Origin of the sequence: Anaeromassilibacillus sp. Marseille-P3371 (assembly GCF_900169665.1) — a bacterium.
In the GTDB taxonomy this organism is placed as follows: Bacteria; Bacillota; Clostridia; order Oscillospirales; family Acutalibacteraceae; genus Anaeromassilibacillus.
The window spans coordinates 2027841-2054306 of the sequence record NZ_LT835157.1 but is presented as its reverse complement, the minus strand read 5'-3'; the positions used below and the strand labels follow the sequence as shown (position 1 = coordinate 2054306).

24 protein-coding genes and 2 riboswitches are annotated in these 26466 nt (G+C 50.5%); of the genes, 21 read left to right on the top strand and 3 right to left on the bottom strand.

All coding sequences use genetic code 11. The annotated features are described in order from the left end of the window. The first annotated feature begins 18 nt into the window (after positions 1 to 18). From B9Y59_RS08375 to B9Y59_RS08325, 11 genes are all read left to right on the top strand, one after another. A complete protein-coding gene (locus B9Y59_RS08375; RefSeq protein WP_054323420.1) occupies positions 19 to 744 on the top strand; it encodes an amino acid ABC transporter permease in 726 nt (241 codons plus the stop codon). Next, positions 731 to 1465: an amino acid ABC transporter ATP-binding protein gene (locus B9Y59_RS08370; protein WP_054323419.1), complete on the top strand. Its 735-nt coding sequence runs from the start codon at positions 731 to 733 to the stop codon at positions 1463 to 1465. Before B9Y59_RS08375 ends, B9Y59_RS08370 begins: the two co-directional genes overlap by 14 nt. A 91-nt stretch (positions 1466 to 1556) precedes the next feature. After that, entirely contained in the window at positions 1557 to 2411 is an 855-nt protein-coding gene (locus B9Y59_RS08365; RefSeq protein ID WP_085532911.1) for a zinc dependent phospholipase C family protein, read from the top strand. An 80-nt stretch (positions 2412 to 2491) separates the two neighbouring features. Beyond that, complete coding sequence (locus B9Y59_RS08360; protein WP_085532909.1) at positions 2492 to 2950, top strand: S-ribosylhomocysteine lyase; 459 nt, start codon at positions 2492 to 2494, stop codon at positions 2948 to 2950. A gap of 210 nt (positions 2951 to 3160) precedes the next feature. Continuing rightward, positions 3161 to 4483: a CapA family protein gene (locus B9Y59_RS08355; protein WP_085532907.1), complete on the top strand. Its 1323-nt coding sequence runs from the start codon at positions 3161 to 3163 to the stop codon at positions 4481 to 4483. 40 nt (positions 4484 to 4523) lie between these two features. Continuing rightward, a riboswitch (FMN riboswitch) is annotated at positions 4524 to 4654 on the top strand. A gap of 79 nt (positions 4655 to 4733) precedes the next feature. After that, on the top strand, positions 4734 to 5303 hold the full coding sequence (locus tag B9Y59_RS08350) for an ECF transporter S component (protein WP_085532905.1): 570 nt from the start codon (positions 4734 to 4736) through the stop codon (positions 5301 to 5303). A gap of 83 nt (positions 5304 to 5386) precedes the next feature. Continuing rightward, a riboswitch (SAM riboswitch) is annotated at positions 5387 to 5484 on the top strand. 124 nt (positions 5485 to 5608) lie between these two features. Next, positions 5609 to 6793, top strand: a complete 1185-nt coding sequence (metK, locus tag B9Y59_RS08345; RefSeq protein ID WP_054323415.1) for a methionine adenosyltransferase — start codon at positions 5609 to 5611, stop codon at positions 6791 to 6793. 68 nt (positions 6794 to 6861) lie between these two features. Continuing rightward, positions 6862 to 7200, top strand: a complete 339-nt coding sequence (locus tag B9Y59_RS08340) for a hypothetical protein (RefSeq protein ID WP_054323414.1) — start codon at positions 6862 to 6864, stop codon at positions 7198 to 7200. 153 nt (positions 7201 to 7353) lie between these two features. Next, complete coding sequence (gene recD2, locus B9Y59_RS08335; protein ID WP_085532903.1) at positions 7354 to 9570, top strand: SF1B family DNA helicase RecD2; 2217 nt, start codon at positions 7354 to 7356, stop codon at positions 9568 to 9570. Positions 9571 to 9576: 6 nt separating this feature from the next. Continuing rightward, positions 9577 to 10254 (top strand): ComF family protein, encoded by a 678-nt coding sequence (locus B9Y59_RS08330; protein WP_085532901.1) that lies wholly within the window; start codon positions 9577 to 9579, stop codon positions 10252 to 10254. 157 nt (positions 10255 to 10411) lie between these two features. Then, complete coding sequence (locus B9Y59_RS08325; protein ID WP_054323411.1) at positions 10412 to 11437, top strand: rod shape-determining protein; 1026 nt, start codon at positions 10412 to 10414, stop codon at positions 11435 to 11437. Between the two features lie 744 nt (positions 11438 to 12181). Here B9Y59_RS08325 and murC read toward each other — a convergent pair. Continuing rightward, positions 12182 to 13564, bottom strand: a complete 1383-nt coding sequence (gene murC, locus B9Y59_RS08320; protein WP_054323410.1) for a UDP-N-acetylmuramate--L-alanine ligase — start codon at positions 13562 to 13564, stop codon at positions 12182 to 12184. A 290-nt stretch (positions 13565 to 13854) separates the two neighbouring features. Here murC and dpsA point away from each other — a divergent pair, with 290 nt between their 5' ends. From dpsA to B9Y59_RS08300, 4 genes are all read left to right on the top strand, one after another. Next, positions 13855 to 14715 (top strand): dipicolinate synthase subunit DpsA, encoded by an 861-nt coding sequence (gene dpsA / locus B9Y59_RS08315; RefSeq protein WP_242967278.1) that lies wholly within the window; start codon positions 13855 to 13857, stop codon positions 14713 to 14715. 5 nt (positions 14716 to 14720) lie between these two features. Next, positions 14721 to 15293 (top strand): dipicolinate synthase subunit B, encoded by a 573-nt coding sequence (locus B9Y59_RS08310; protein ID WP_085532899.1) that lies wholly within the window; start codon positions 14721 to 14723, stop codon positions 15291 to 15293. Between the two features lie 72 nt (positions 15294 to 15365). Continuing rightward, positions 15366 to 15842 carry a hypothetical protein gene (locus tag B9Y59_RS08305; protein WP_085532897.1) on the top strand — a complete coding sequence of 159 codons (477 nt, stop codon included), beginning with the start codon at positions 15366 to 15368 and terminating at the stop codon, positions 15840 to 15842. Positions 15843 to 15965: 123 nt separating this feature from the next. Then, positions 15966 to 17240 carry an O-acetylhomoserine aminocarboxypropyltransferase/cysteine synthase family protein gene (locus tag B9Y59_RS08300; protein ID WP_054323408.1) on the top strand — a complete coding sequence of 425 codons (1275 nt, stop codon included), beginning with the start codon at positions 15966 to 15968 and terminating at the stop codon, positions 17238 to 17240. Positions 17241 to 17410: 170 nt separating this feature from the next. Here B9Y59_RS08300 and B9Y59_RS08295 read toward each other — a convergent pair whose 3' ends face one another. Together B9Y59_RS08295 and B9Y59_RS08290 are read right to left on the bottom strand one after the other, a co-directional pair. Next, positions 17411 to 18163 carry an alpha/beta hydrolase gene (locus tag B9Y59_RS08295; RefSeq protein ID WP_085532895.1) on the bottom strand — a complete coding sequence of 251 codons (753 nt, stop codon included), beginning with the start codon at positions 18161 to 18163 and terminating at the stop codon, positions 17411 to 17413. Then, positions 18160 to 19092 (bottom strand): DMT family transporter, encoded by a 933-nt coding sequence (locus B9Y59_RS08290; RefSeq protein WP_158088983.1) that lies wholly within the window; start codon positions 19090 to 19092, stop codon positions 18160 to 18162. Before B9Y59_RS08290 ends, B9Y59_RS08295 begins: the two co-directional genes overlap by 4 nt. Positions 19093 to 19499: 407 nt before the next feature. Here B9Y59_RS08290 and yfmF point away from each other — a divergent pair, with 407 nt between their 5' ends. The 6 genes from yfmF to B9Y59_RS08260 form a co-directional block, all read left to right on the top strand. Then, positions 19500 to 20783: an EF-P 5-aminopentanol modification-associated protein YfmF gene (yfmF, locus tag B9Y59_RS08285; RefSeq protein ID WP_054323405.1), complete on the top strand. Its 1284-nt coding sequence runs from the start codon at positions 19500 to 19502 to the stop codon at positions 20781 to 20783. After that, on the top strand, positions 20780 to 22060 hold the full coding sequence (gene yfmH / locus B9Y59_RS08280; RefSeq protein ID WP_054323404.1) for an EF-P 5-aminopentanol modification-associated protein YfmH: 1281 nt from the start codon (positions 20780 to 20782) through the stop codon (positions 22058 to 22060). The genes yfmF and yfmH overlap by 4 nt, the downstream gene beginning before the upstream one ends. Before the next feature lie 103 nt (positions 22061 to 22163). Continuing rightward, on the top strand, positions 22164 to 23342 hold the full coding sequence (lgt, locus tag B9Y59_RS08275) for a prolipoprotein diacylglyceryl transferase (protein ID WP_085532891.1): 1179 nt from the start codon (positions 22164 to 22166) through the stop codon (positions 23340 to 23342). A 24-nt stretch (positions 23343 to 23366) separates the two neighbouring features. Then, positions 23367 to 24224, top strand: coding sequence for a bifunctional methylenetetrahydrofolate dehydrogenase/methenyltetrahydrofolate cyclohydrolase FolD (gene folD / locus B9Y59_RS08270; protein WP_054323403.1), 858 nt, complete (start codon positions 23367 to 23369; stop codon positions 24222 to 24224). 33 nt (positions 24225 to 24257) lie between these two features. Beyond that, positions 24258 to 26120: a 1-deoxy-D-xylulose-5-phosphate synthase gene (gene dxs / locus B9Y59_RS08265; RefSeq protein ID WP_085532889.1), complete on the top strand. Its 1863-nt coding sequence runs from the start codon at positions 24258 to 24260 to the stop codon at positions 26118 to 26120. Between the two features lie 65 nt (positions 26121 to 26185). Beyond that, on the top strand, positions 26186 to 26466 hold a 281-nt coding region (locus B9Y59_RS08260), incomplete at its 3' end, for a S4 domain-containing protein (protein WP_256366516.1).

Sequence of the window (26466 nt, the reverse complement as noted above, 5' to 3'; positions counted from 1 at the left end):
TTTTATGGGGAGGTTGGCATGCAGACGCTCTTTGCATCGGTTCCGCTGTCCTTTTTCTCTGATTTAGGCCAGCAGTTCTATGACGATTTTATTTTAAAAGACCGGTATATGTACATCGTGCAGGGATTTGCCAATACAGTGGTGATTACCCTAGTGGCGGTTATCATCGGTATTATCCTGGGGACATTGGTCGCCTTAGTGCGCATCACACATCAGAATAACCCCAAAAAGTTGCGGATTCTCAATAAAATCTGCGGCTTGTATCTGACGGTCATCCGCGGAACCCCTGTGTTGGTTCAGTTGATGATTATGGTGTATTTTATTTTTGCCAGCGGCGAAACCCTTTTGGTGGCGATGTTGGCGTTCGGTATCAACTCCGGCGCTTATGTCGCGGAAGTAATCCGCAGCGGTATTCAGTCTGTGGACCGCGGCCAGATCGAGGCAGGACGTTCGCTCGGCTTAAACAGCCGGACAACCATGAGCAAGATTGTTCTGCCCCAGGCATTTAAAAATGTTGCGCCAGCGGTTTTCAACGAGTTTATTGCCCTTTTGAAGGAGACTTCTATCGCAGGTTATGTCGGCATTCAGGATTTGACCAAGGGCGGCGACATTATCCGCAGCATTACATACGATGCGTTCATGCCCTTGTTCTTAGTGGCGGCAATCTATCTGGTGTTGGTAATTTTGTTGACCATGTGTCTGTCCAAGCTCGAAAGGAGGTTGCACCAGAGTGATAAGCGTTAAGAATTTGGAAAAGACGTTCCACACCCAAAGGGGCGACCTTCAGGTGCTCAAGGGGATCAACCAAGAGATCCAGAAGGGAGAAAAGGTGGTTGTTGTCGGACCGTCCGGTTCCGGAAAAAGTACCTTTCTCCGTTGTTTGAATCTGTTGGAGATGCCGACAGGCGGGGAAGTCTGGTTTGAAGGAACACAGATCAATGCGCCTGGTTGCGACGTAGATCAGCTTCGCCGGAAAATGGGCATGGTGTTTCAGCATTTTAATCTGTTTCCCCATCTGTCGGTTTTGAAGAACATTACCCTTGCGCCTGTAACATTGAAGCTGAAGTCCGAGAAAGAGGCGGAAGATAAGGCCATGCAGTTGCTAAAGCGCATTGGTTTACAGGATAAGGCAAATGCCTATCCCTCCCAGCTTTCCGGCGGCCAGCAGCAGCGCATTGCGATTGTACGTGCGTTGGCTATGGAGCCGGATGTTATGCTCTTTGATGAGCCGACCAGCGCCCTGGACCCGGAAATGGTCGGAGAGGTGCTCCAGGTGATGAAAGAGCTGGCTCACGAGGGGATGACCATGGTAGTTGTTACCCATGAGATGAACTTTGCACGCGAGGTTGCCACGCGCGTCCTCTTTATGGACGAGGGGCTTGTTTTGGAAGAGGCCAAACCGGACGAGTTTTTCGATCATCCCAAAAATCCGCGTCTACAGGACTTTTTGTCCAAGGTCCTTTAAAATGAATTTTAAGTGTGATAAAATGAGAGGCAACCCAACAGGGGCCTCTCATTTTTTGCTGGAAATGAACTTTTAGAAAGCGAGGGATGATATGCCTGCCGCAATTACCCATTATTATCACGCCTTGCGCGTGTTGGAGCTTTGGAAACCGAACCATACGGAGTTGGAACGCGACGCATTTTTATGGGGGGCTCAGGGACCGGATCTTCTTTTTTACCATCGGGCGCTTCCTTGGCAGAAAGGGGAAAGCCTCTCTTCCTTTGGTGAACGGTTGCATCAAGAGTCGGTTTCGCGAACAGTTTCTATCCTGCATGAATACGGTGAAGCGCATCCGTCGGAATGTGTGTGGAGCTGTATTGCAGGATTCCTCTGCCATTACGCGGCAGATCGAATTTGCCATCCGTTTATAGAGGCACAGGCGCGAGAACTTTTAAAGATACAGCCCGATCAGGATGCACAAATTGCCCATCATGAGATGGAGTCGGCGTTGGATGTTGTCCTTCTGCGCTATGAAGCGGGGGCTCTTCCGATTGAGTTCTCCTTAAAAAGGACCCTTCCCAAAAATCAAAAGGTGCAGGCTGAGATCGTTTCTCTCTATGCGTTTTTATTACATGTACGGTTTGGGGTCTCGCATGCGCTGCCATTGGTAGAACAGGCAGTGAAGGATGCCCGGACTGCTATGGGGTGGCTCAATGACCACACCAGCTTGAAAAAGCCGTTGGTGGAACGGTGGGAGAAGAAGCACGGCGGAAAGCATACTCTATCCTGTCATATTCGTGGCGTGGGAGAGGGGGATGACTTCGATTATGCGAACACTCTATTACAGACATGGCGTTCACCAGAGAATGGAAGACAGAACAATGAGAGTTTTTTGGATGTTTATGAACGTTCCATTGTAGAAGCTTTGGAGCAAATTAAGAGCTTTTTTTCTGGGGAAACGCTATAGGATATGTTTGTAAATCGTTCCTTTGAGGATGGATAAAAAGAATTTGTGTTATTATTTTGCAGAGTTATGGAGGAAATGAAATGGACAGAATTGCAAGTTTCTGTATCGACCACGATCGGTTGGTTCCAGGGATCTATCTTTCCCGTATCGACGGCGATGTCAAGACATATGACATCCGGATGCGCCGGCCAAACACACCGCCCTATATCGAGAACGGAGCGCTACACACATTGGAGCATCTGTTTGCAACCTTTGCCCGCAATTCAGAATGGAAAGATCATGTCATCTATTTTGGGCCAATGGGCTGCCGGACCGGATGCTATTTTTTGCTCCGCGACATGGAAGAGGCGGACGCGGTACGCCTGGTTCGTTCGATTTTCCAGCAGATTGCCCAATATGATGGAGAGGTTCCAGGAGCGACTGCCAAGGAATGTGGGAACTATTTGGAACATGATCTGGAAGGTGCGAAGAAGGAAGCACAAGAATTCTTGACCATCATAGAAGGCTGGGATGAGCGAAAGCTGGTTTATCCGGAGTAATCTTTTTGGGACTTTGCCGGAATATATGGAAGATTGCTAAAGCCGCTGTGGTTATTGTTCTACAGCGGCCTTTTCTGTCAGAATCCGTCCTACGGTTTTCATAGCTCCATACGGCTTTTTGTTGTATAATCTTTGTATAAAGACCTATGGGGCAAAAGGAGCCCTGCTTTACAATAGAAGTGGAAGAGTTATGTGGATGGAGGAACGGATATGAGGAAGGCAAGACATTACCAAAAAAGGCCTCGCGTAAAACCTGTGCGTTTAGAGACAGTCATCCTGCGCATATCGACCGCTGGTTTCGCTGTGATGTTGTGCACCGCGATGTTGCTTCTCATGCCTGCGGCAGGACGGATGGAACATATGGAACCGGTTCCGCAGATGGGTTCCTCGCAAGGGGAAGCGAAAGAGAAACCATCCGTGCCGGAGTGGGGGGCACAGCCCTCGCCTTCCTTGGACAAGCCCTCGGACAGTGCACCCTCGTCAGAGCCAGAGATAGCCTCCATCACCATCCTGGGAGTGGGTGACAACCTAATTCACGATGGCATTTATAAGCAAGCTAGCCGTCGCACAGGTGGAACCGGATACGATTTTTCCCCAGTATATGCGCGGGTAGCACCGTATATCGAGCAGGCAGACATCGCCATTATCAATCAGGAAACACCTTTAGCAGGAGCTGTTCGACCGCTCTCCGGGTATCCTCGCTTCAATTCGCCGACGCAGTTGGGGGATGAATTGGTACGGGTTGGCTTCGATGTCGTCAATCATGCGAATAATCATATCTTGGATCAAGGAGAAGAGGGTCTGCGCGCTACGCTGGATTATTGGGACACCAAGAAAGTGGCTGTGATTGGAGCATACCGAAGCGATAAAGATTTGGAAAACATCCGGATTGTAGAGCGCAATGGGATTACAACTGCGCATATCGGCGTAACAGAGATGACAAATGGCCTATATCTACCAAAGGACTCCCCTTACCATGTCCTTTTGACCAGCGAGACGGAAGAACTGGAGCATCTTGTGCAAAAGGCGGATTCTATGGCGGACATTGTAGTGGTGTCTGCACATTGGGGGGAAGAGTATACACATGTTCCAACGAAGAAACAGGAGGAACTCGCGCAAAACCTGGTGGACTGGGGGGCCGATGTGGTGATCGGTAACCACGCCCATACGTTACAACCCGTCGTGATGCTGAAACGTGCGTCGGACGGAGCGCAATGTCCAGTGGCTTATGCCCTGGGAAATTTTGTGTCCGCGCAGGACCGCGCCTTGAGCATGGTGGGTGGGATGCTCAAAGTAACCGTGGAAAAGAATCTGGAAAGTGGAGAAACGGCGGTATCCGATGTCGATTTTGTCCCCATAGTTACCCATTATGGGGCGAATTTCCGGGATATAACGATTTATCCCCTTTCGCAGTATTCCGCTGCGTTGGCAGAACAACACGGGGTTCGGCAATATGATTCCATTTTTAGCCTCTCGTACATAGAGCAGATGGTCGCGCAGAACATTCCGGAAAAATATGTTTCTGTGGATTGACAGGCGTTGGGGAGAGTGTTATACTATTAACAAATTTAAGAGCTGTCTTCGGGGCGGGGTGCAATTCCCCACCGGCGGTAATGCGGCGTTTAGCCGACAAGCCCGCGAGCGAAAGCTGATTTTGGTGTGATCCCAAAGCCGACGGTATAGTCCGGATGGAAGAAGAACCGCGCATCATGCGTATTGGGGCCCCGTGGCATTTGCTGCGGGGCTTTTTTCGTAGACAGCCGGACAAAAAGGAGAGGTTTCTATGAAAACAAACACCAAAGACAACGTAGTCCGCATGGCGCAGATGGGAATGCTCGCTGCAATTGCAATCGTTCTTGTGACCATCACACAGTTTCCGATTATTCCTGCTGCTCCGTTTATGAAATACGATATGGCGGACGTGCCGATTTTGCTGGGGACTTTGCTATTTGGTACCCTTCCCGGTTTGGTGATCCTAGTGGTTGTTTCTCTGATTCAAGCGTTTCTATTGGGAGGCGACGGATGGATTGGCCTTGTGATGCATGTTGTCGCATCCGGTGCGCTGGTGGTCCTGGTGGGACAATTCAGCCGTTGGCACAACAAATTCCGTGAAACGGTCGTCGGAATGGTCCTTGGAACGTTGGCCATGACCGCTCTGATGATTCCGTTGAATCTTGTACTCACCAGTTATTTTCAGGGGGTTCCCATGCAGGCGGTTGTGGATATGATCCTTCCGGTCATCATACCCTTTAATCTCATTAAGGCGTCTGCCAACTGTGTGATTACTGCGGTAGTCTTTAAAGCGCTACAACCTTTTATTCGCCGTCATAAGGAACTCGTTGGGCAGCCCTAACAGAAATTTGTAAGAATTTTTCTTATTTTGTCCCTTTACAGGGAAAGCAACTCGTGCTATAATATATCTGTTAACAGAATATGTCCTTATCAAGAGTGACGGAGGGAACAGGCCCTGTGATGTCCGGCAACCTGCTATGCAGCAAGGTGCTAATTCCTGCGGGTAAGCCGAAAGATGAGGTTGCTTTATAGACCGCTCGGTTTTCCGAGCGGTTTTTCTATGACCTGAAATCTTGAAGTAGGAGGCGGCTGCTTCCAAGGATATGGACAAGAATGGTAATTTTCAAACAGGAGGATTTATAAGACATGGCAAAATACTTTTTTACATCCGAATCGGTGACAGAGGGACATCCCGATAAGCTCTGCGACCAGATTTCTGACGCTGTATTGGATGCAATTTTGGAGCAGGACCCCCATGCACATGTAGCTTGCGAGGTGACAGCGACCACCGGAATGCTGCATATCATGGGAGAAATCTCTACGGAGTGCTATGTGGACATCGCATCCATCGCCCGGAATGTGGCCATCGATGTCGGCTACAGCAACAATAAATATGGATTTGATGGGAACACCTGTGGTGTCATTACATCGATTGATATGCAGTCGCCCGACATTGCAATGGGCGTAAATAAGTCCTACGAAGCGCAAAACGGTGCAACCGACGCCTTGGATAGCATTGGCGCCGGAGATCAGGGAATGATGTTCGGATTTGCCTGCGACGAGACCCCCGAGCTAATGCCTTTGGCGATTTCCTTGGCGCATAAGGTTTCTAAAAAATTGAGCGAAGTGCGTAAAAGCCGTGAGCTCGCTTACCTGCGTCCTGACGGAAAATCACAAGTTACTGTGGAATATCAGGATGGCGTTCCGGTGCGTGTGGATACCGTCGTAGTTTCCACCCAGCATAGTCCGGATGTTACTTTGGAACAGATTCGCGCTGATGTAGTGGAACACGTCATTAAGGCTGCGATCCCGGAAAGGTGGCTGGATGAGCGTACAAAGTTTTATGTCAATCCGACGGGGCGTTTTGTCGTAGGAGGCCCTGCGGGAGATACCGGCTTGACAGGGCGGAAGATCATCGTGGATTCCTATGGCGGGTATGGACGCCATGGCGGCGGTGCGTTTTCCGGCAAAGACCCGACCAAAGTGGATCGTTCTGGCGCTTATGCTGCTCGCTACGTTGCGAAAAACATCGTTGCTGCAGGTTTGGCGAAGAAATGCGAAGTCCAGCTTGCTTATGCGATCGGTGTAGCGCGGCCTGTTTCCATCGCAGTGGATACCTTTGGGACGTCTGCGTATACCAGTGAAGAGTTGGAAAATGCGGTGCGCAAGGTATTTGACCTGCGGCCAGCCGCCATCATTCAGAATTTTGACCTCTGCCGTCCGATCTATCGTCAGATTTCCAATTATGGTCATATGGGACGAGAGGAACTGAATTTGCCATGGGAGCAGCGGGATCAGGTGGAAGCGCTCAAGGCGGTACTGCGCGCTTAATGGTACGATTTTAGAAAAAATATGAGCGGAAATCACCTTATCACATAAACTGTGATGAGGTGATTTTTATGTGGGGCATGTTTCTAAAGACCATCCTGATCCTGCTGGCGATTGTAGGATTGACCGAAATCTTCCGTCTGTTGTCCTTCCGTTTTCTGCGAACCCGCAACCGTGGAACGCTGTACTGGGTGATTTCCTTCAGTGGCCACGATGAAGAGGCAGAACTTGCACTGAAAAATGCATTGGAGCATCTGCGTTGGCTGGACAGTACGCAAGAAAAATGGGTGCTGTGTGTCGATCGTGGGATGGATGAAGAGACGCGAAAAGTTTGCCGGATCATCAGCAGTGAAAATTTGGATGTTCACATCTGTAAACCGGAGGAACTGGCAGAAATCCTGGAACAATAGTTTGCAAATACATACAAAATCGTCTATACTAAAAGCGTAGCTTCCCGGGGCCGGGATGGGAAAACCCGTCCAGGAGCCCGGCGGGAAGTCGATCGCAGGGGAAGCAGGTATCTATTAAGAATCGACAAAACCCGACATGCGGGAGGAACCGAAATGTACGAAGAAACTCTTCTGGAGATGACCGGCTCTGTGGAGCGGGTTGTCTTTCGGAACGAAAAAAATGGATATACGGTCTTGGAACTCAACAATGGGCAGGAGCTGGTCACCGTGGTAGGGACGATCCCTTGGGTGAGCGCTGGCGAAGAGCTTCGGGTGATAGGCACTTGGAGCAGCCACCCAAGTTTTGGAACGCAGTTTAAAGTGGAAGCCTTTGAGCGTTCCAAGCCAGCCACTGCAGTGGCGATGTTGAAGTATTTATCTTCTGGCGCGATCAAAGGGATAGGAGCGGCGACAGCCGCTCGGATTGTTGACACCTTTGGGGATCATACGCTGCAAATTTTGGAACAGGAGCCGGAGCGCTTGAGCGCGATCAAGGGGATTACACGGGAGAAAGCGCGCAAGATCGGAGAGGAGTTCCAGCGTGTACATGGTATCCGAGAGATGATGCTCAGCCTTAGCCAGTATGGGATTTCGCCGGAGGAGGCTGTTCGTATTTGGAAACAATTCGGTCCCCAAGCGGTCGAATGTGTGCAGGAAAATCCCTATTGCCTGTGTGGGGAGGGATTGAATATCGGATTTAGCCGTGTGGACGATATTGCCGCTTCTTTAGAGCGGCCACAGGATGACATTTGCCGCTTGCGTGCAGGGGTGGTCTATGTCTTAAAACACAATATCGGAAATGGGCACACCTGCCTGCCTGCGGAAAAGCTCCTTGCCGCTGCAGCCGGGATGCTCGGCGTGGAGGTATCGCTCACGCAGGAGGCGTTAGAACAACTGAAGCAGGATGGCTCTGTCGTTGCACAACGGTTTAACGGAAGAGAATTCCTTTTCACCCCCAAGCTACACCGCTCTGAAGTCTATGCGGCAGCACGTATCGGGATGCTTTTACGGTACCCTGCACAATCCATTGTGGGAATCGATCATTATATTGCTGTATTGGAACAGGAACTTTCCATCCGTTATGCAGAGATGCAAAAGCAAGCCATTCGCAAAGCGCTATCCCAGGGAATGCTCATTCTGACCGGCGGTCCTGGTACTGGCAAGACGACAACCCTCAACGCGATTATTCAGATTTTGGAACGTAAGGGAGAAAAGGTACTCCTAGCCGCGCCAACAGGCCGTGCTGCCAAACGAATGTCGGACTTGACCGGGAAAGAAGCCAAGACCATCCACCGTTTGTTGCAGGTAGAATGGGACGAAAATGACCAGCCCACGTTTGCCAAAAACGAGAAGAATAATCTGGATTGTGATGCTTTGGTGATCGATGAGCTATCCATGGTGGATGTCACGATTTTTGAAGCGGTATTGCGCGCATTGCCACTCGGCTGCCGCCTGATTCTAGTGGGAGATAGTGACCAGCTTCCCAGTGTGGGGCCGGGAAATGTGTTGGGGGATCTGATTGCATCGGAGATGCTTCCCGTCGTGCGTCTAAACGAGATTTTCCGACAGTCCATGCAGAGCCTCATCGTCACCAATGCCCATCGAATCGTGGCGGGCGAAATGCCCGACCTTTTTGTGCGGACAAGTGACTTCTTCTTTTTGCCTGGCAACAATGCTGTGGACGTAGCGGAAACCATTGTCAGCCTTTGTGCCAAGCGGTTGCCCGCCAGTTATGGATATTCTCCCACCGCAGATATTCAGGTGCTTTGTCCGGGAAGGAAAGGCGACCTGGGGACCAATGAACTGAATAAGCGCTTACAGGCGGCACTCAATCCGCCGGACCGCTCCAAAAATGAGATCACGGTCAATGGCGTTCTGTTTCGCGAAGGCGATAAGGTCATGCAGGTTAAAAACGACTATAATCTGCCTTGGAATAAATCGGATGGAACCACCGGGGAAGGCGTATTCAATGGGGATATGGGCGTGTTGTGTGGCGTAGATCGCCGGGCCTCTGTTTTGACGGTATTGATGGACGACGACCGGCTGGTTTTATATGAACTCGAAGCGGCTTCTGAACTGGAACTGGCCTATGCAATGACGGTACATAAAAGCCAAGGAAACGAGTTCACGGCTGTGGTGATGCCCATGTTCCCCGGACCGCCACAACTCTGCTACCGAAACCTTCTCTATACGGCTATTACACGCGCCAAAACTTTGTTGGTGATGGTGGGAATGCGGCGTACCGTTCAGGCAATGGTGGAGAATGCCCGCAAGACCCGGCGCTATTCCGGCCTTTTGTATTTTTTGACAGGCGCCGATCAGGAGGAATAAAAAAGCATGGGGCTAAAAGCTGTTTTCCAAACTTTAGGGGATATGCTGTTTCCACCGAGATGCCTGTTCTGTGAGGAACCCATCTATCCGGGATGGGAAATATGTGATTCCTGTGAAAAAGCCGTAGTTGTTTCTTCCGTTATCCGCCGCATGAAACTGGGACCAACTGGGGACACTGTAGGGTGTTTGACGCTGTATCCATATGAAGGTCTGGTGAAGGAATCGCTTTTGCGATTTAAGTTCCACGGAAAGCGGGAATATGCTGCGTATTACGGACGTATACTTGCAGAGGAATTGCAGAAAAGTGTACCGTTGAATCATCCGTCATTTGTGACGGCAGTGCCTCTTTCCATACGCCGTTTACGGGAACGCGGATACAACCAGTCGGAACAGATTGCCCGGAGAACGGCAGAGTGCTTGAAGCTACCATATGAAGAAGTACTTCTCAAAATCAAAGAAAATCGGGTGCAGCACGAACTTTCGGGAGAAGAACGCCAGAAAAATGTGCGGGGTGTTTATCGGGTTCATGAGAGAATAGAACTGGTTGGAAAGGCGGTACTCTTGGTAGATGATATTGTCACCACAGGCGCCACACTTTGTGAATGTGCACGGATGCTGTACAAGGCTGGTGCATCTCAGGTGTTCTGTGCAGCAATCGCAGATGTCCACCGGAGTGAATCGTAGAACAGCGGTTGAAAAGCTTTCATGAATGTAATATAATAAATTGGTACACTGAAAAACAGGACTTACATGTTTTATTTTGCGGCAATTTCAAAGCATCATTCTGTACACTCCACTTTGAAATTGCCGGAAAATGGATTTAGATTGGAAGTGATGATGCATGCTTGGAACCGACATTGCAATTGATTTGGGCACGTCCACAGTGAAGATTTATTTGGACGGAAAAGGGATTATTTTGAAAGAACCGGCTGTTGTGGCATACAATGTAGAAACGGACGAAGTTGTTGCCATCGGCAGTGAAGCTTATGCGATGGTTGGGCGGACTTCGGATCGTATCGATGTCGTTCAACCGCTCTGCAATGGTGTAATCTCAAACTTTGACTTAGCGCAGTATTTGATTAGCCATTATATGAAAAAAATCAGTGGCAGCAAGGTGTTTATGCCGCGTGTTGTAGTGAGTGTCCCTTGTTTGATTACCGAAGTGGAGAAGCGCGCTGTGGTGGATGCGATCAGTTCGGCCGGCGTACGCAAAATTTGTCTGATCGAGGAACCGGTTGCGGCAGCCATGGGTGCGGGTGTCAAGATTGACGAGCCGCATGGGACGTTGATTGTAGATATTGGCGGCGGTACAACGGACATGGGCGTGTTGTCTTTGAGCGGAATTGCCATTTCACGGTCGATCAAAACAGCGGGCAATGCATTCGACGAGGCGATTATCAAGTATATACGCCGGAAGTATAATTTGATTATCGGCAAGCGTATGGCAGAGGAGGCAAAAATTGCGATCGGTTGTGTCTATCCGCGCAAGGAGATGGTGAAGCATCGGGTAAAGGGGCGCAACGCCATGACCGGTTTGCCACAATGGGCGGACATCTCCTGCGACGAGATGTTGGAAGCATTGATTGAGCCGGCGATGCAGATTATTCGCACCGTACAGGAGATGTTAGAGAGAACCCCGCCGGAGCTGATGGGGGATGTGTATTCCGATGGAATCATCCTGACAGGGGGATCGGCACAACTGTTTGGCTTTGATAAGTTGATCTCGAAAAAGGCAAAGATGGCGGTGCATATCGCGGAGGAACCGGATATGTGTGTTGCGCGCGGTGCTGGCCTTGCAATCAAGTATATTGACGACATTGAGAACAAAGCCTATGGTGTGCTGAATCCGCTGAGCGCGGCGTATTAAAAGGCAACGGTATGTCTCTTTAGGCCGTATTGACGGGGAACCCTTTGATGGGAAAAATCGATAAAGAGATAGATATTCTGTGAAAGCGCGAGAAATAGATTCCAAGGCTCGAAGAGGTTTCGGATTTCCAAATGGAGTGAATCCATAAAAAGGGAAAAGAGGGTGTCCCAAAACTACGAATCTTTCGATTCATAGGAAAGGGGCATCCTCTTTCTGTTTGGGAAAATATCTGCGTTTCTAAAAAAACAAGGGTATCCAAAAGCCATGAAATGGCTTTTGAATACCCTATTTTTATTTTGGACTTCTTTTAAAAATCAGAGATAGAGAACCTTGCTTTACAGACTCGTACCATCATAAGGGATAGCTTTTTTGAAAGGAAACAATCCGATAAATAAGGGGCTAATACATGGCGGATGCCCTGTTAGGAAGGGCCAATTCCTTTGATAAGGAATCGAAAGGATGCTGTGATGGCCATATCCGCATTCCTCTTTTTCCCTTTTGGTGAAGATGGAACATACGGTTCTTTTTCAAAAAACTGCAACCTGCATTCGATTGGTATGAATTGTCTATGAAACCCGGCTTGGATAGGGGCCATACCAGAGAGATGATCCGTAAAATCCGACGATAGCGAACAGTACCGAGGAGCCGGATTTTCTGCCAATGCAGGAGCATGGCTCCCCCTATCCAACGGTACGGTTGTCGGATTCACACGCAACCTTGTATTACATACAGAAAAGCAATTTTCTATTTTCCCTGCGCCTGATATTTCTCCACAATCCGATTGGCGCATTTATAGACGTCGCCGCCACCGAGAGTAAGAATCAAATCCCCTTCCTGCGCTTTTGAAAGTACATAGTCGCTGATTTCCTCAAAGGTTGGAAACCACACGCAACCTGGAATCTTTTCAGCAAGGTCCTTCGCGTAAATATGGTAGGTGTTGACCTCACGTACAGGAAGAATTTCCGAGAGCACAGCATGATCGGGAATCGACAACGCTTTGGCAAAATCGTCCAACAGCATATAGGTGCGTGAGAAGGTATGTGGCTGGAAAACCGCCCACACTTCACGGAACCCCATCTGCATAGCCGCGGTTAGGGTAGCGGTCAGTTCTGTGGGGTGATGGGCAAAATCGTCAGCAACGGTCACACCGTCAAAAGTACCGAGAATCTCAAAGCGGCGATGTACCCCTGTGAATTGGTGGAGACTTTCCGCAATCGTCTGCGCATCCACTCCCATAAAGTCTGCGACAGCTACCGCAGCCAATGCATTGTAGATATTGTGCTTTCCTGGAATCCGCAGGCTTGCTTCACAAAGTGGGACACCTTTTTTCAAGACAGTGAAACGTTCACAGGCACGCTTGGTATCCGCGACATTTACTGCGCGGTAGTCATTGCCTTGTTCAAAACCGAAGGTCAGGAGCTTCTCGGATGGGATTCCCTCGACTGCCTTGCGGGTGTTGACATCGTCGCCGTTTACCACAAGCAGGCGGGAAGTTTGAAGGGCAAACTGGTGGAACGAGCGAATGATATTTTCCAGAGTTTTAAAATAATCCAGATGGTCTGCGTCGATATTTAAAATTACGGACAGCGCAGGTTCCAAATGCAGGAAGGTATCCACATATTCACAGGCTTCGCAGACAATGGTTTCTGATTTGCCGACACGGCCATTTCCACCGATAAAGGGGAGTTTGCCGCCGATGATGGCAGAGGGATCGATCCCCGCATTGACAAAAATTTGTGTGATGAGCGCGGTGGTGGTGGTTTTTCCATGTGTTCCAGAGACCGCCACAGAGTTGGGATACCGCCGGGTCACCATGCCGAGCATGACCGATCGCTCCACCGTTGGAATGCCCTTTTCACGCGCGGCCACAAGTTCCGGGTTATCTGCTTTCACCGCCGCCGTGTAGACAACCAATTCGGCATCGCCAATGTTTTCTGCTTGATGCCCCATAGACACGGGAATGCCATAGGAACGAATCCGTTGTAAAGTGTCGGATTCGTTGGTGTCGGAACCAGTGAGATGATAACCTTTGTGGTGCAGGATCTCGGCGATTGGGCACATGCCAGACCCACCGATCCCTACAAAATGAATTTTCTGAACCTTTGCTAAAATGTCGTTGCTGTCCATTCTATATGATCTCCTTAGTAGATGTTAAAAAAGGAAACGCTTTTGGCCGGTTGGGCCGTATATAAGGGAATGTCCGCCATTGACAGACTTAACTAATTTATTATATTGCAAAATCCCAAAAGAATAAACAGTTTCTTGAAATTTTGACAAGAAAAATCTTTGGTGGGCTTTGGGGGGATTTTGTCTAGGATAATCACATAGTAAAAAAATCCCCATACTATAGATTACAGCCATATTTCCTAGGGAAGAGGGAACGATCGGCTGTTCAGTCCGTACAGGAGGTTTGAAATATGATCGATTATAACAGTTTCGGCGTAGTCGGCGGCGACCGGCGGCAGATTGCTCTGGCCGAATCCATCGCTTCAGATGGATACACCGTGTACGCATTCGGTTTTGACACCGTAGATTTTAAGAAAGGCGTCATCAAAGCCGAATTGGGCGAGATCGCTGCCAGATGTGAAAATATCATTCTGCCCTTGCCAGTGACAGCGGACGGAAAGTACTTAAATACGCAGTACAGTGAAAAAAAGACCCTGCTGGACGACGATTTTGCGGAGTATATGCGCAACAAGACCGTTTTTGGCGGGATGATGGGAAAGTTGTTCCTCACCAGTGAATTATGGGATGGCATCGACGCCTATGACTACTATACCCGTGAGGATTTCGCGGTAAAGAATACGGTTCCCACAGCGGAAGGGGCGCTCGAAATTGCCATGCGGGAATACGCGGGAACCATCAATGGCAGCAATTGCCTGGTGGCCGGATACGGCCGGATAGGGAAGGTGCTGGCTTGGATGCTGCGTGGGATTGGCGCCAAGGTCACGGTGAGCGCCCGTAGAACAAGCGACCTTGCCTGGATTGAATTGTTCGGATATCAGGCGATCAAAACGGACGACATCTGCGACCGGGACCAATACGACTTGATCTTCAATACCATTCCCGCCATGGTTTTTAACAGAAGAATGCTTTCCAAGGCGCGGGAAGGCACCATTTTGATCGACTTGGCCAGCGCTCCCGGCGGCGTGGACTATGAGGCGGCCGACAAGCTGGGAATCCGAACGATCAAAGCATTGTCTTTACCCGGCCGGGTTGCACCAAAGGCAGCTGGAGAAATCATCAAAAACACCATCTACAACATCATGGAGGAGTGAGGACTTTGAACGATTTGACGTTTGGCTATGCACTGTGCGGCTCGTTCTGTACTTTTTCGAAGTCCCTGAAGCAAATGCGTTTCTTAGCGGAAAAGGGATACCATTTATTGCCGGTCATGTCCTATAATGCGGCAAAAACGGACACGCGATTTGGCAAAGCAGCCGACTTTGTGCAGGAGCTGCACGACATTTCTGGACGGGATGTTATACAGACCATTGTGGAGGCGGAACCGATCGGCCCCAAGAAGATGGTTGATCTGATGATCGTGGCACCTTGTACAGGAAATACCCTTGCAAAGCTTGCCAATGGCATCACGGACACGCCAGTCACGATGGCGGTAAAATCCAATCTGCGCATTGGCCGGCCGGTTCTTTTAGCGCTAGCGACCAACGATGCGTTGGCAGCATCTGCACAGAACATTGGTAAATTGCTCAACACGAAACATGTCTATTTTGTGCCTTTGGCGCAGGATGATCCAGAGAAAAAACCGTATTCTCTGGTGGCGGACTTTGAGAAGTTGCTCCCAGCGGCCCTTGCCGCATTGGAGGGGCGACAGCTTCAGCCTATTTTCGGCTAGCGGGGATAAAAAGATTGCAAGAGCGCCTGTTCGTGTGCTATGATGGTACAAGAACAGAGAGGAAGTGAAACGATGCTCTATTGTCCCAAGTGCCAGGTCCTGGTAAAAGAAGGGGATCGTTGCCCTGCCTGCAACAGCAAAAAGCTGCGGGAACCCCAGGAGGGCGACCCGGTGATGCTGCTTACAGCGACAGAGAAAAAATGCCGTAGAATCGCCGGTGCGTTGGACGGCCAGGAAATCCCACATGAGGAACGTGTTTGCGGTGTAGAAGGGATTGCATCCGCCTATGCAGGGGAAGGCGGGATGTGTAATAAAAACATCTTTGTGCCGTATGACCGTTTGGAAGAGGCGGTTGAATTGATGCATCATATCGGTGTAACCGGTTCGGGAAAAAGCGCTGAAGAAGCGGATGAAGCTGCTGAAATGAGCCCGCGCAAGCGATTCATCGTGCGTGCAATTTCAGTGGTGCTTTTTATTTTGTTGATCTGGGCCGTTGTCACGATGGCGGATGCGGCGGCAGGATGGGTAAAATCTCTGCTCTATCCTTGATGATATACGTTTTTAACCGCACTTGTGGTTCCGCAGGCCGGAGAAAATCGTTTGGCGCCTTCGGTGTGCGGGACCCTTCGCGGCGGTCATCATAAATTCAGATGTGAAAAGAGGAATGTTTCCATGAGTCCGTATCGAATTGATACCAATTGTATCCATGCTGGATACACGCCCGGCGACGGAGAGCCGCGTGTGCTACCCATTGTCCAGAGTACAACCTATAAGTATGACCACGCGGAGACGCTGGGAAAACTATTTGATTTGGAGAAGGATGGGTTCTTTTATACCCGTCTGGGAAATCCTACGATCGATGCAGTTGAAAAGAAAATTGCGGCGCTGGAGGGGGGCGTTGGTGCGCTGATTACCTCTTCCGGGCAGGCGGCTTCTTTGATTTCTATTTTTAATATTTGCCGCGCAGGTGGACATGTTGTTTGTTCCAGTGCAATTTATGGCGGGACATTTAACCTTTTTTATAAGACCATGCATGAGATGGGAATTGATTTTACTTTTGTCTCTCCGGAGAGCACTGAGGAAGAGCTACATGCTGCATTCCAGCCGAATACGCGATGTGTTTTTGCGGAGACGCTCTCGAATCCGGCCTTGATTGTGACAGATTTGGAACTCTTTGCAAAAGTGGCGCATGCGCATGGGGTTCCGTTGATTGTGGACAACACCTTTGCAACCCCAATCAATTGCCGGCCATTTGAATTCGGGGCGGATATTATCATCCACTCCACCACCAAGTATATGGACGGACATGCCGTACAGGTTGGCGGCGTGATTGTGGACAGTGGAAAATTTGACTGGAACAATGGGAAATTCCCGGAGTTCACAGAGCCGGATGAATCCTATCATGGCGTTGTCTACTGCAAGCAGTTCGGCAATGCGGCTTATATCGCCAAAGCGCGCGCTCACTTGATGCGTGATTTGGGAGCGCAGGCGAGCCCGCAGAATGCTTTCCTGCTGAACCTTGGCTTGGAGACGCTCGCCCTGCGTATGGAGCGCCATTGCTCCAATGCGTTGAAGGTTGCCGCATTCTTGGAACAGGATGACCACATTGCGTGGGTCAATTACCCAGGGCTCAAAAGTAGTAAATATTACCAGTTGGCCCAAAAGTATATGCCGAATGGCACCTGTGGGGTGATCTCCTTCGGAATCAAGGGCGGCAGAGAGGCTGCTGCCAAGTTTATGGAGAGCTTGAAGCTTGCTTCCATCGTGATCCATGTAGCGGATCTGCGGACTTGTGTGCTGCATCCCGCCAGCACCACACACCGCCAGTTGACGGATGAGCAGCTCATAGAGGGCGGCATCAGCGCAGATATGATTCGTATGTCCGTGGGTATTGAAAATCCGGAGGACATCTTGGACGACATCAAACAGGCCTTGGCACAGGTATAATCCAATGGAAAAGAGGGTGTTCCCAAACTACGAATCTTTCGATTCATAGGAAAGGGGCATCCCCTTTCTGTTTTGAAAAAAACTCGGAGTTTCTAAAAAACGAGGGTATCCCTTTCGTCATTTTATGACTTTTGGGACACCCTCTTATTTTATTCATATGGGTCGATGTTTCAGGGGCTGCCAAAAAAATGGGCAATTTCTGCAAATAGGCGTTCTCGCTCCGGCCCCAGTGTACAAACATGTGGGCTATTCAAAAGGGTGAGTAATCGTTTGTGGGTAGAAGCCGCCCGATTCATAATGATCTCCGCGCTCACTGGAAGCACCGTCTCATCTTGTCCGGCGCGAACCACCAGGAGCGGACAGCGGACGCCTTTCAGGCCATGGAGGGTATGGCGCATCAACGCATTGAGTTCTGCGACACTCCTCACCGGTGTACGGTCATAGCAGGCGTTGTATTGTGCAAGAAATTCCCCGTCATAGGAAAAAGGGGCTTGCGTGTGATAACGCATCACCGGCCAGAGGATACGTGCAGCGCGGCTTGCGCGGTTACGCACTCGTAACGCCGCGCAGAGGACCGCCGCGCGATAGACTGGGCGCGTTTGCGCCAAAAGAAGCGCGAGTGTCCCTCCCATGGATAAGCCTGCTACACTGACCCGCTCGCATTCGCTTACCAATTGGTCAAATCCTGCTTGTACAGCAGCAAGCCATTCGGGCCATCGTCGAAGTTCCATGTCCTCCGCATTCGTTCCATGTCCAGGTAAGAGAATTCCTTTGACGCGGAACCCGCACTGGGCCAGCGCTTTGCCCAATGGCAGCATGGTACCGGGCGTGGCTGTAAAGCCGTGTACCAATAGGACGCCGTGCTGGGACGAACCTGGAAAATCAAAAGGACGGCAAAGCGGATTTTGGAAAAGATCGTTCATCCTTCAGACCCTTCTTTCTCCTCTCTTTGAATTGGTATGGACGATTTTTTTAGAAAACCAACACGAAGAAAAGCGGGCTTGACCTCAGAGAGCAAAATGGCGCCAAAGATTAAGACAAATCCTGCAAGGATGCGCTCAGAGAGTGCTTCGTGCAGAAAAATAATACCACATATACATCCAAACACCGATTCCAAAGACAAAATCAAAGACGCTTTAGAGGCGGGGACGTATTTTTGGCAGACGGTCTGGAGCAATAAGGCGATCATCGTGCTGAACACGCCAAGGTAAAGGATATAAGTGAGAGCATCCGGAGCAAACTGGGTGGGGATCGGTTCGGTCAAAAGGGACGTGATCGCTGCAAATAGGGCAGCAAAGCCAAACTGCGTGACCGAGAGCAGTATAGGGTCATGCTTTTGGGTTAAAATAGCAGCGGCAACGATTTGTGCAGTAAAACCAACGCCGCCCAACAGAGAAAAACCATCCCCCATGTTGATGGAGAAATCCGCGTTGAGCGAGAGAAGCCCAATACCAATCAAACAAAGAAACGCAGCCGAGATATTGTAGACGTCCGGCCGTTGGTTTTTAATGATCCAGTATAAAAAAGGGACCAGCACAACATAGACGGCCGTTAAAAAGGCGTTTTTTCCGGCTGTGGTGTATTTGGCGCCCAATGTTTGCAGGTAAAAGGCCAAATAATAGAGAAAACCAGCCAAAGCGCCGGCTTTGATACAACCCTTGTCGATTTTTTTCAGCCGCCGGAAAAAGACGACACACATCAAAACAGCAGCGATCGCGAAACGCAACGCAACAATGGCAGCTGGTTCGAGACTTCCGGTTGCGCTTTTCACTGCGACAAATCCGCTGCCCCAGATGATGGTGACCACCAAAAGGCCCAATTCTGCCAGCCGTAGTTGTTTTTTCGCATTCAATCTTATCCCATCCATTCTTTTTAGAAGTTTTGAATCGTGGCCGCCCATCCGAAAAAAATACAAAAATCCCGCTTCTTCCGTTCAAAAACAACCCACTTTTCTTTTTGTAAATTATACCATCGTGTCAGAGGAATGGCAAGGCGCAGACTATGGGGAGGACGGTGTATAAATAGCCGCATTTTTTGTATGTTCATAGATTTTTCCTTTTCTTAACAGGGATGGTGTGCTATAATAACTTCGCGAACCAATCGGAATCGGGCAATGGGAAGTTTTGATTCCGTGTATGTAATCATGCTTATGGAGACAATACAGCGGTCCATATGCCGTGGAACGGTTATGGCGATTGGGGCCGCAATGCAGCTTATGGTTTCTGTTTGCAGGTTGATTTTTAATATGGAGATGATGGAATGATCGGAATTGAACAGCGCGTCATTTGTGACGGTGTCAATTTTAGAAGTATTCGTGATACGAAGTTCAAAACGATGCGCATTTCTGCCCATCTGATCGTGCCGATGAGCCGGCAGACCGCGGCAGAGAATGCGCTTTTGCCGTTTTTACTCAGTCGGGCCAGCCGGGAATATCCCGATTTTACCAAGCTAGGCCAGCGGCTCGCAGAACTCTATGGGGCGTCTCTGAATGCGGACGTCCAGAAGCTCGGCGATTTGCAGGTGCTTTCTCTCTCAGCGTCCGGTATTGCAGACCGCTATGCATTGGAAGGGGAAGCCATCTCAGGGGAGCTGGCAAAGCTTCTTTGCAGCATTTTGTTTGACCCGCCGCTGGTGGACGGCTTGTTTCCGGAGGACGGCTTTGAACAGGAGAAACGCCAGACAGTGGAGTTGATCGACTCCGAATATAGCGACAAGCGCACGTATGCCCGTCAGCGTTGTGAAGCCATTATGTGTGCGGATGAGCCGTATGGCGTTAATCGCTATGGCGGCAAGGAGGACATTGCGCAGGTGCAGCGCCCTGCATTGACGGAGGCGTGGAAGCGCCTTCTGGATACGGCGAAGGTAGAACTGATGGTGTTGGGCGATTGTGACCCGGAGCCGGTCTATGAGGGGTTCCGCGCCGCATTCGAGAAACTGGGCGGCCGAAAGACCGCCGATTGTACGACGATGGTCGTTCGTTCTGCGGAACAGGTACATGAGGTCACAGAGAAGATGGATGTAGCGCAAGGGAAGCTTGTTTTGGGCTTCCGCGCAGGAACGGCAACGCCGGACGAAGCCGTGCCTGCAACACGCTTGATGACGGCTCTTTTTGGGGGGACGCCGAACTCCAAACTCTTTTTGAATGTACGGGAAAAGTTGAGTTTGTGTTATTATTGCAGCGCATCTTACAACAGCATGAAGGGAATTCTGCTGGTACAGAGCGGTGTGGAGGCCAAAAATATCGAGCGTGCAAGGGAAGAAATCCTGCGCCAGCTCGATGAGGTCAAGCAAGGCCATTTTGACGAGAGCGAAGTGGAGGCGGCCAAGATGAGCCTCTGCAACAGTTACCGTACGCTCTCTGACTCCTTGGGTGGGTTGGAAAACTGGTATCTTTCCCAGACCTTTGCCAGCCATTCGCAGCAGCCTGATGAGGCGGCTGCACAGATCAATGCGGTCACCCGGCAGGAAATCATCGACGCTGCCAACCGTGTGACATTGGACACCGTGTACTGCCTGGTGGGAAATGGGGAGGATGCACAATGAACGTGATTCGAGAAGTCAAGAGCGACCGTGTGGGGGATCGGTACTATGAAGTGAAGCATCCCTCCGGCCTTCGTATTTTCGTCTATCCAAAGGAACAGAACAATTCCACTTACGCGGTATTTGGTACCCGTTATGGGTCTGTGGATACTACCTTTAAGCGCTCGGATGAAGCGGATGCCTGCACCGTACCGGCTGGTATCGCCCATTATTTGGAGCACAAGCTCTTTGAGAGCGAGGATGGAGATGCATTCGCGCGCTATGCCAAGACAGGAGCCAATGCAAACGCATACACCTCGTTTGACGTAACCTGTTATCTGTTCTCCTGTACAGAGAATGTATATGAGTCGTTGGAGATCCTGCTGGACTTTGTACAGTCCCCCTATTTTACCGAGCAGACGGTACAAAAGGAACAGGGGATTATCGGCCAGGAGATTCGCATGTACGACGACGATCCGCAATGGCGTGTGATGTTCAATCTTCTGGAGGCGTTGTATCACAAGCATCCGGTCAAGGTGGACATCGCGGGTACAGTGGAGAGCATTGCCCAAATTACGCCGGAGTTGCTTTACCGCTGCTACCACACCTTCTATAATTTGAATAACATGGTCCTTTGCGTTGCTGGCAACGTGGAGCTGAACAAAGTTCTCGATCTCTGCGACCGCATGCTCAAGCCTTCGAAGCCTGTGGAGATTGAGCGCATCTTCGAAGAAGAGCCGCGTGAAGTGGTCAAGACGCGGGTGGAACAAAAGCTCTCGGTTGTGACGCCTCTGTTTCAGCTGGGCTTTAAAGAAAATGCAGTAAGCCGCCGCACGACCAAGGAGCTTGCAGAGACAGAGATTCTACTGGAATTGATGGCTTCCGACGCTTCTCCTCTGTTCCGCCGCTTGTTGGATGCGGGATTGATTAATGAATCTTCCTTTGGGTATGAGTATTTTGAAGGACCAGGGTATGCATCCGTCATCTTCTCCGGAGAGTCCAAGGACCCGGACCGCGTGGCTGAGGAAATTCGCGCGGAAACGGAGCGCTTGCGCCGGGACGGTATTGACCCGGAGGCGTTCCAGCGTGCGAAAAAAGCGTTGTATGGCAGAAACATTGCCGCCTTAAACAGTGTGGACAATATTGCGAACTCAATGGCAGTGTTTGCCTTTGCCGGCCGCGAGTTGTATTCTTACATCGATGAACTGGCGAATGCGAAGCTGGACTCCGTCCAAAAGCGTTTGGAAGAAGCGCTGGACCCGGCATATTCCGCCTTATCAGTGGTGTACCCGGTGGACTAAAACGCACGACTTTCAACAAAGAAAAATCAAACCGCCAGGCTTCCCGCGCGGAGCTTGGCGGCTTTCCTGATTTTTTACCGCGCGCGGGGAAGGTGGATTTGAAATGTATACTGTACAATTTCCGAAACTCGGCTGGGAATTCCATGTGGACCCCACAGCCTTTCGCATTGGGGATACCCCGATTGCTTGGTACGGCATTATCATCGCCGTTGGGTTTATGTTGGCATTCCTGTATGCCATGTTCAGCTGTAAAAAGATGAACATCAACAGCGACAAGTTGGTCAACTGTGTGTTGGTCGGCATGGTCACCGGCATCATCGGGGCACGGCTCTACTATGTACTTTTCTATCCTGGCGATCTGTATATTCGCGACCCGATGCAGATTTTTAATATTCGCGAAGGTGGACTTGCCATCTACGGAGGAATCATCGGCGGCCTTTTGGGTGGCGTAATCACGGCAAAGATCTGCAAATTGAGAATTCCCGCTGTGTTGGACATTGCGGTATTGGGCTTTTTGATCGGACAGGGTATCGGCCGTTGGGGAAACTTTGTCAATCAAGAGGCGTTTGGCAGCCAGACGGATCTGCCCTGGGGTATGGTCAGCGAGGGAACTCGCGCCGTGGTAAACGGTCCGGTGCATCCCTGCTTCTTCTATGAGTCGGTATGGTGTTTGTTGGGATTCGTCCTGCTACATATCTTCTGCCGGAAGCTCAGAAGATATGACGGGCAGGTATTCCTTCTCTATTTGGTATGGTATGGGATTGGACGTTTCTTTATCGAAGGGTTGCGCACGGACAGCCTGCTGACTCCATTCTTCGATCTACGTGTTTCTCAACTGGTGGCTGCAGCTACGGTACTGGTGGGCGTGATCTTTTTGGTGATCTTCCGCAACCGCACCAGCCTCTCCGGATGCGGCTCTGCCAAAGTGATGGCGATGAATGCCCTCAAGGAGACCATTCCCGAGGAATTGATGGAGACAGAGGATGTTTCTTTGGAGACGGAAGGGGAAGAAACGTTGGAGAACTTTGAAAAAGAAGATGGTCCGGAGCCAGCCATTGCAGAGGCGAATCAGGAGCCTGAGGGGGTTGGAGAGCCGGAAGAGGGGAAGGAAGAACCAGAGCCGGCGGCAATGCGGGAGAACTCCCAGGAAAAACCGGCAGAAGGGGAAGAGCCTACATTGACCACACTGAAGACGCCGTTGGAATCTCCAGCGGGCGAGGGGACGCAGGTGGCCCCAGAAGAGGTCGACGAGGTTCTGGACAATGGGAAACAGGAAGACTAAGATCGGTATAGGAGGATTTTGGAAATGGCAAAGTTGATCGATGGAAAGGCAGTATCGGCAAATGTACGCACGCAGGTAGCAGAAGAGGTGGAGGCGCTCAAAAAGCAGGGCGTCACACCGGGCCTGGCGGTGGTTATTGTCGGGGACGACCCCGCGTCGCGCACTTATGTAAACAACAAGAAGAAAGCCTGCGCACAGACAGGGATTTATTCCGAGGAGTATGCCCTGCCGGCGACTACAACGCAGGATGAGCTTATGGAACTCATTCGCACATTGAATGCCAAGAAAGACATCAACGGAATTTTGGTCCAGTCTCCGCTGCCGAAGGGCTTGGATGAAGAAGCCGTGGTGGAGGCAATTATTCCGGAGAAAGATGTGGATGCGTTCCATCCTTCCAATGTTGGCCGCATCATGATCGGCAATTTCCATTTCCTGCCCTGTACACCGGCGGGTATTATCGAATTGCTGCGGTCTCAAAACATTGAGATCCAGGGCAAAGAGTGCGTCGTGATCGGGCGAAGCAATATCGTTGGCAAGCCAATGGCCATGCTTTTGTTACACAACCATGGGACTGTGACCATTTGTCATAGCAAAACCCAAAATCTTAAGGAAATCTGCCAGCGTGCGGACATTTTGGTAGCTGCGGTCGGCAAGCCGAAATTCGTGACAGCGGATATGGTAAAGCCAGGTGCAGTGGTAATTGACGTGGGGATGGACCGCGATGAAAATGGTAAGCTCTGTGGTGACGTCGACTTTGCAGAGGTCGAGAAGGTTGCTGGATATATCACTCCGGTTCCAGGTGGCGTAGGACCCATGACGATTGCGATGTTGCTGCGCAATACGTTAACAGCGGCCCGGCTACAAAACGGGCTTTCGATGTAACCCGGCCCACAGTGAAACACTGGGGACTTTCGAATGGAGAACCTGATGAATCGAATCAACCGGCCGGACGATTTGCAGAATCTTTCTGAAAAGGAACTGGAGCTGCTATGTTCGGAGATTCGGGAAAAAATCATTCATACGGTCGCCAATAATGGCGGTCATTTGGCCTCCAATCTGGGGGTCGTGGAGTTGACGGTTGCTCTACATAGAGTGTTTCGTGCGCCACAGGATAAAATTGTCTGGGATGTGGGGCATCAGGCGTATACCCATAAGATTCTCACTGGACGCCGGGAGCAGCTCGACACCATCCGAATGCGGGGCGGGCTATGTGGCTATCCAAACCGGGCGGAAAGTCCGTACGATCCTTTTAATGCAGGGCATGCAAGTACGGCCATTTCAGCAGCGTACGGGATGGCTGTGGCAAAAAAGATTCGTCATGAGCCAGGGCATGTGGTTGCCGTGATCGGGGACGGGTCTCTGACAGGCGGGATGGCCTATGAAGGGCTAAATAATGCGGGGCGATTCCCAAAAAATTTTATTGTTATTCTGAATGACAATAAGATGTCGATTTCCCGCAGTGTAGGGGCTATGGCGCGCTATCTGGCGCAGATTCGCACGAAGCCCGGCTATTTGCGTGCAAAAGGGAATTTGGAATCTGCAGTGGATAAATTGCCGGGAGTGGGGCCGTCTTTGCACCGCGCGATTTCGGGCGCAAAAACGGCGGTTAAGCACCTGCTGTACAATAATACGCTATTTGAAGATATGGGCTTTATCTACTACGGTCCGTTCGATGGGCATAACCTGCCGCAGCTTTTGGAAGTTTTGGAGAACGCCAAGCACATCGAGCACCCCATCCTGCTGCATGTGATTACTGCAAAGGGAAAAGGGTACTCCTTTGCGGAGGAAAATCCCGGTGTATTTCATGGGATTTCCAAATTCGACGTCCATACGGGAAAAAAGCTCTCCAGCGGAGAGGATTTTTCCAGCCAATTTGGCCAATATCTCTGCGAGGTAGCGGCTAATGATCGAAGCGTCTGCGCTATCACAGCGGCAATGCAAATGGGGACGGGTTTGACCGAGTTTGGCAAGCGCTTTCCAGACCGTTTTTTTGATACGGGTATCGCAGAGGAGCACGCAGTGACATTTGCAGGAGGCCTTGCAGCCGGAGGGATGCGTCCGGTGTGCGCAATCTACTCCACATTTTTACAACGCGGATACGATCAGATCATCCACGATGCAGCGCTGCAAAATCTCAAAGTCACCTTTGCCATCGACCGTGCAGGCGTGGTGGGTGAGGATGGCGAAACCCATCAGGGGATTTTTGACGCAGCCTTTTTGAATACGGTGCCGAATTGTACCGTGTTTTCCCCGGCTTATTACGATGAACTTCGGGAGACCTTGCACACCGCGCTGTATGATTGCGACGGTGTGACGGCGGTTCGCTATCCGCGCGGAGGGCAGTTGTTCCGCCCATATGATTACCGGCCGAACGGAAAGGCGTTTTGCTTCTACGGAGAGGGACAGGCAGACACCGTACTGGTGACGTATGGCCGGTTGTTCTCCTTTGCTTGTGAAGCGCTGTCTCGCTGGAAAGAAGAAGGAATTTCTGTGCGGATTATCAAGCTCAACCGGATCAAGCCGATCCCTCCCGAGGCGGTGGAAGCAGCGAAAGGAGCAAAGCGTGTTTTCTTCTTTGAGGAAGGAATCGAACAGGGCGGTGTGGGTGAGCATTTTGAGCATTTGCTACATCAGGCCGGTTTTCAGGGCGTTTATATGCTGCATGCGATCCGTGGATTTGTGCGGCATGCGACCATGAAGGAATCGCTACACGATTTGCGGTTGGATGCGGATGGAATGTATCGCATCGTGATCGATGCAGTCCAAAATTGGACATAATTTGAAATAGAGATAAGGATGGATTCTCCCATAGAGGGTAGAACATCTTGATTAGGAGTTAAAAAGTGGCAGAAAAGAAGAGGTTGGACTGCCTGCTTTTTGAGCAGGGGTTCGCGCAGAGCCGGGAAAAAGCGCGCGCGATGATTATGGCAGGCAATGTCTACGTGGACAATCAAAAATCCGACAAGCCAGGCACCATGCTGCCGGCTTCGGCAAAGATCGAAGTGCGCGGGGCAACGCTGCCTTACGTCAGTCGGGGTGGTTTAAAACTGGAAAAGGCCATGGAACAATTTCCCATTTCCCTGGAAAACAAGGTCTGCATGGACATCGGCGCTTCCACCGGCGG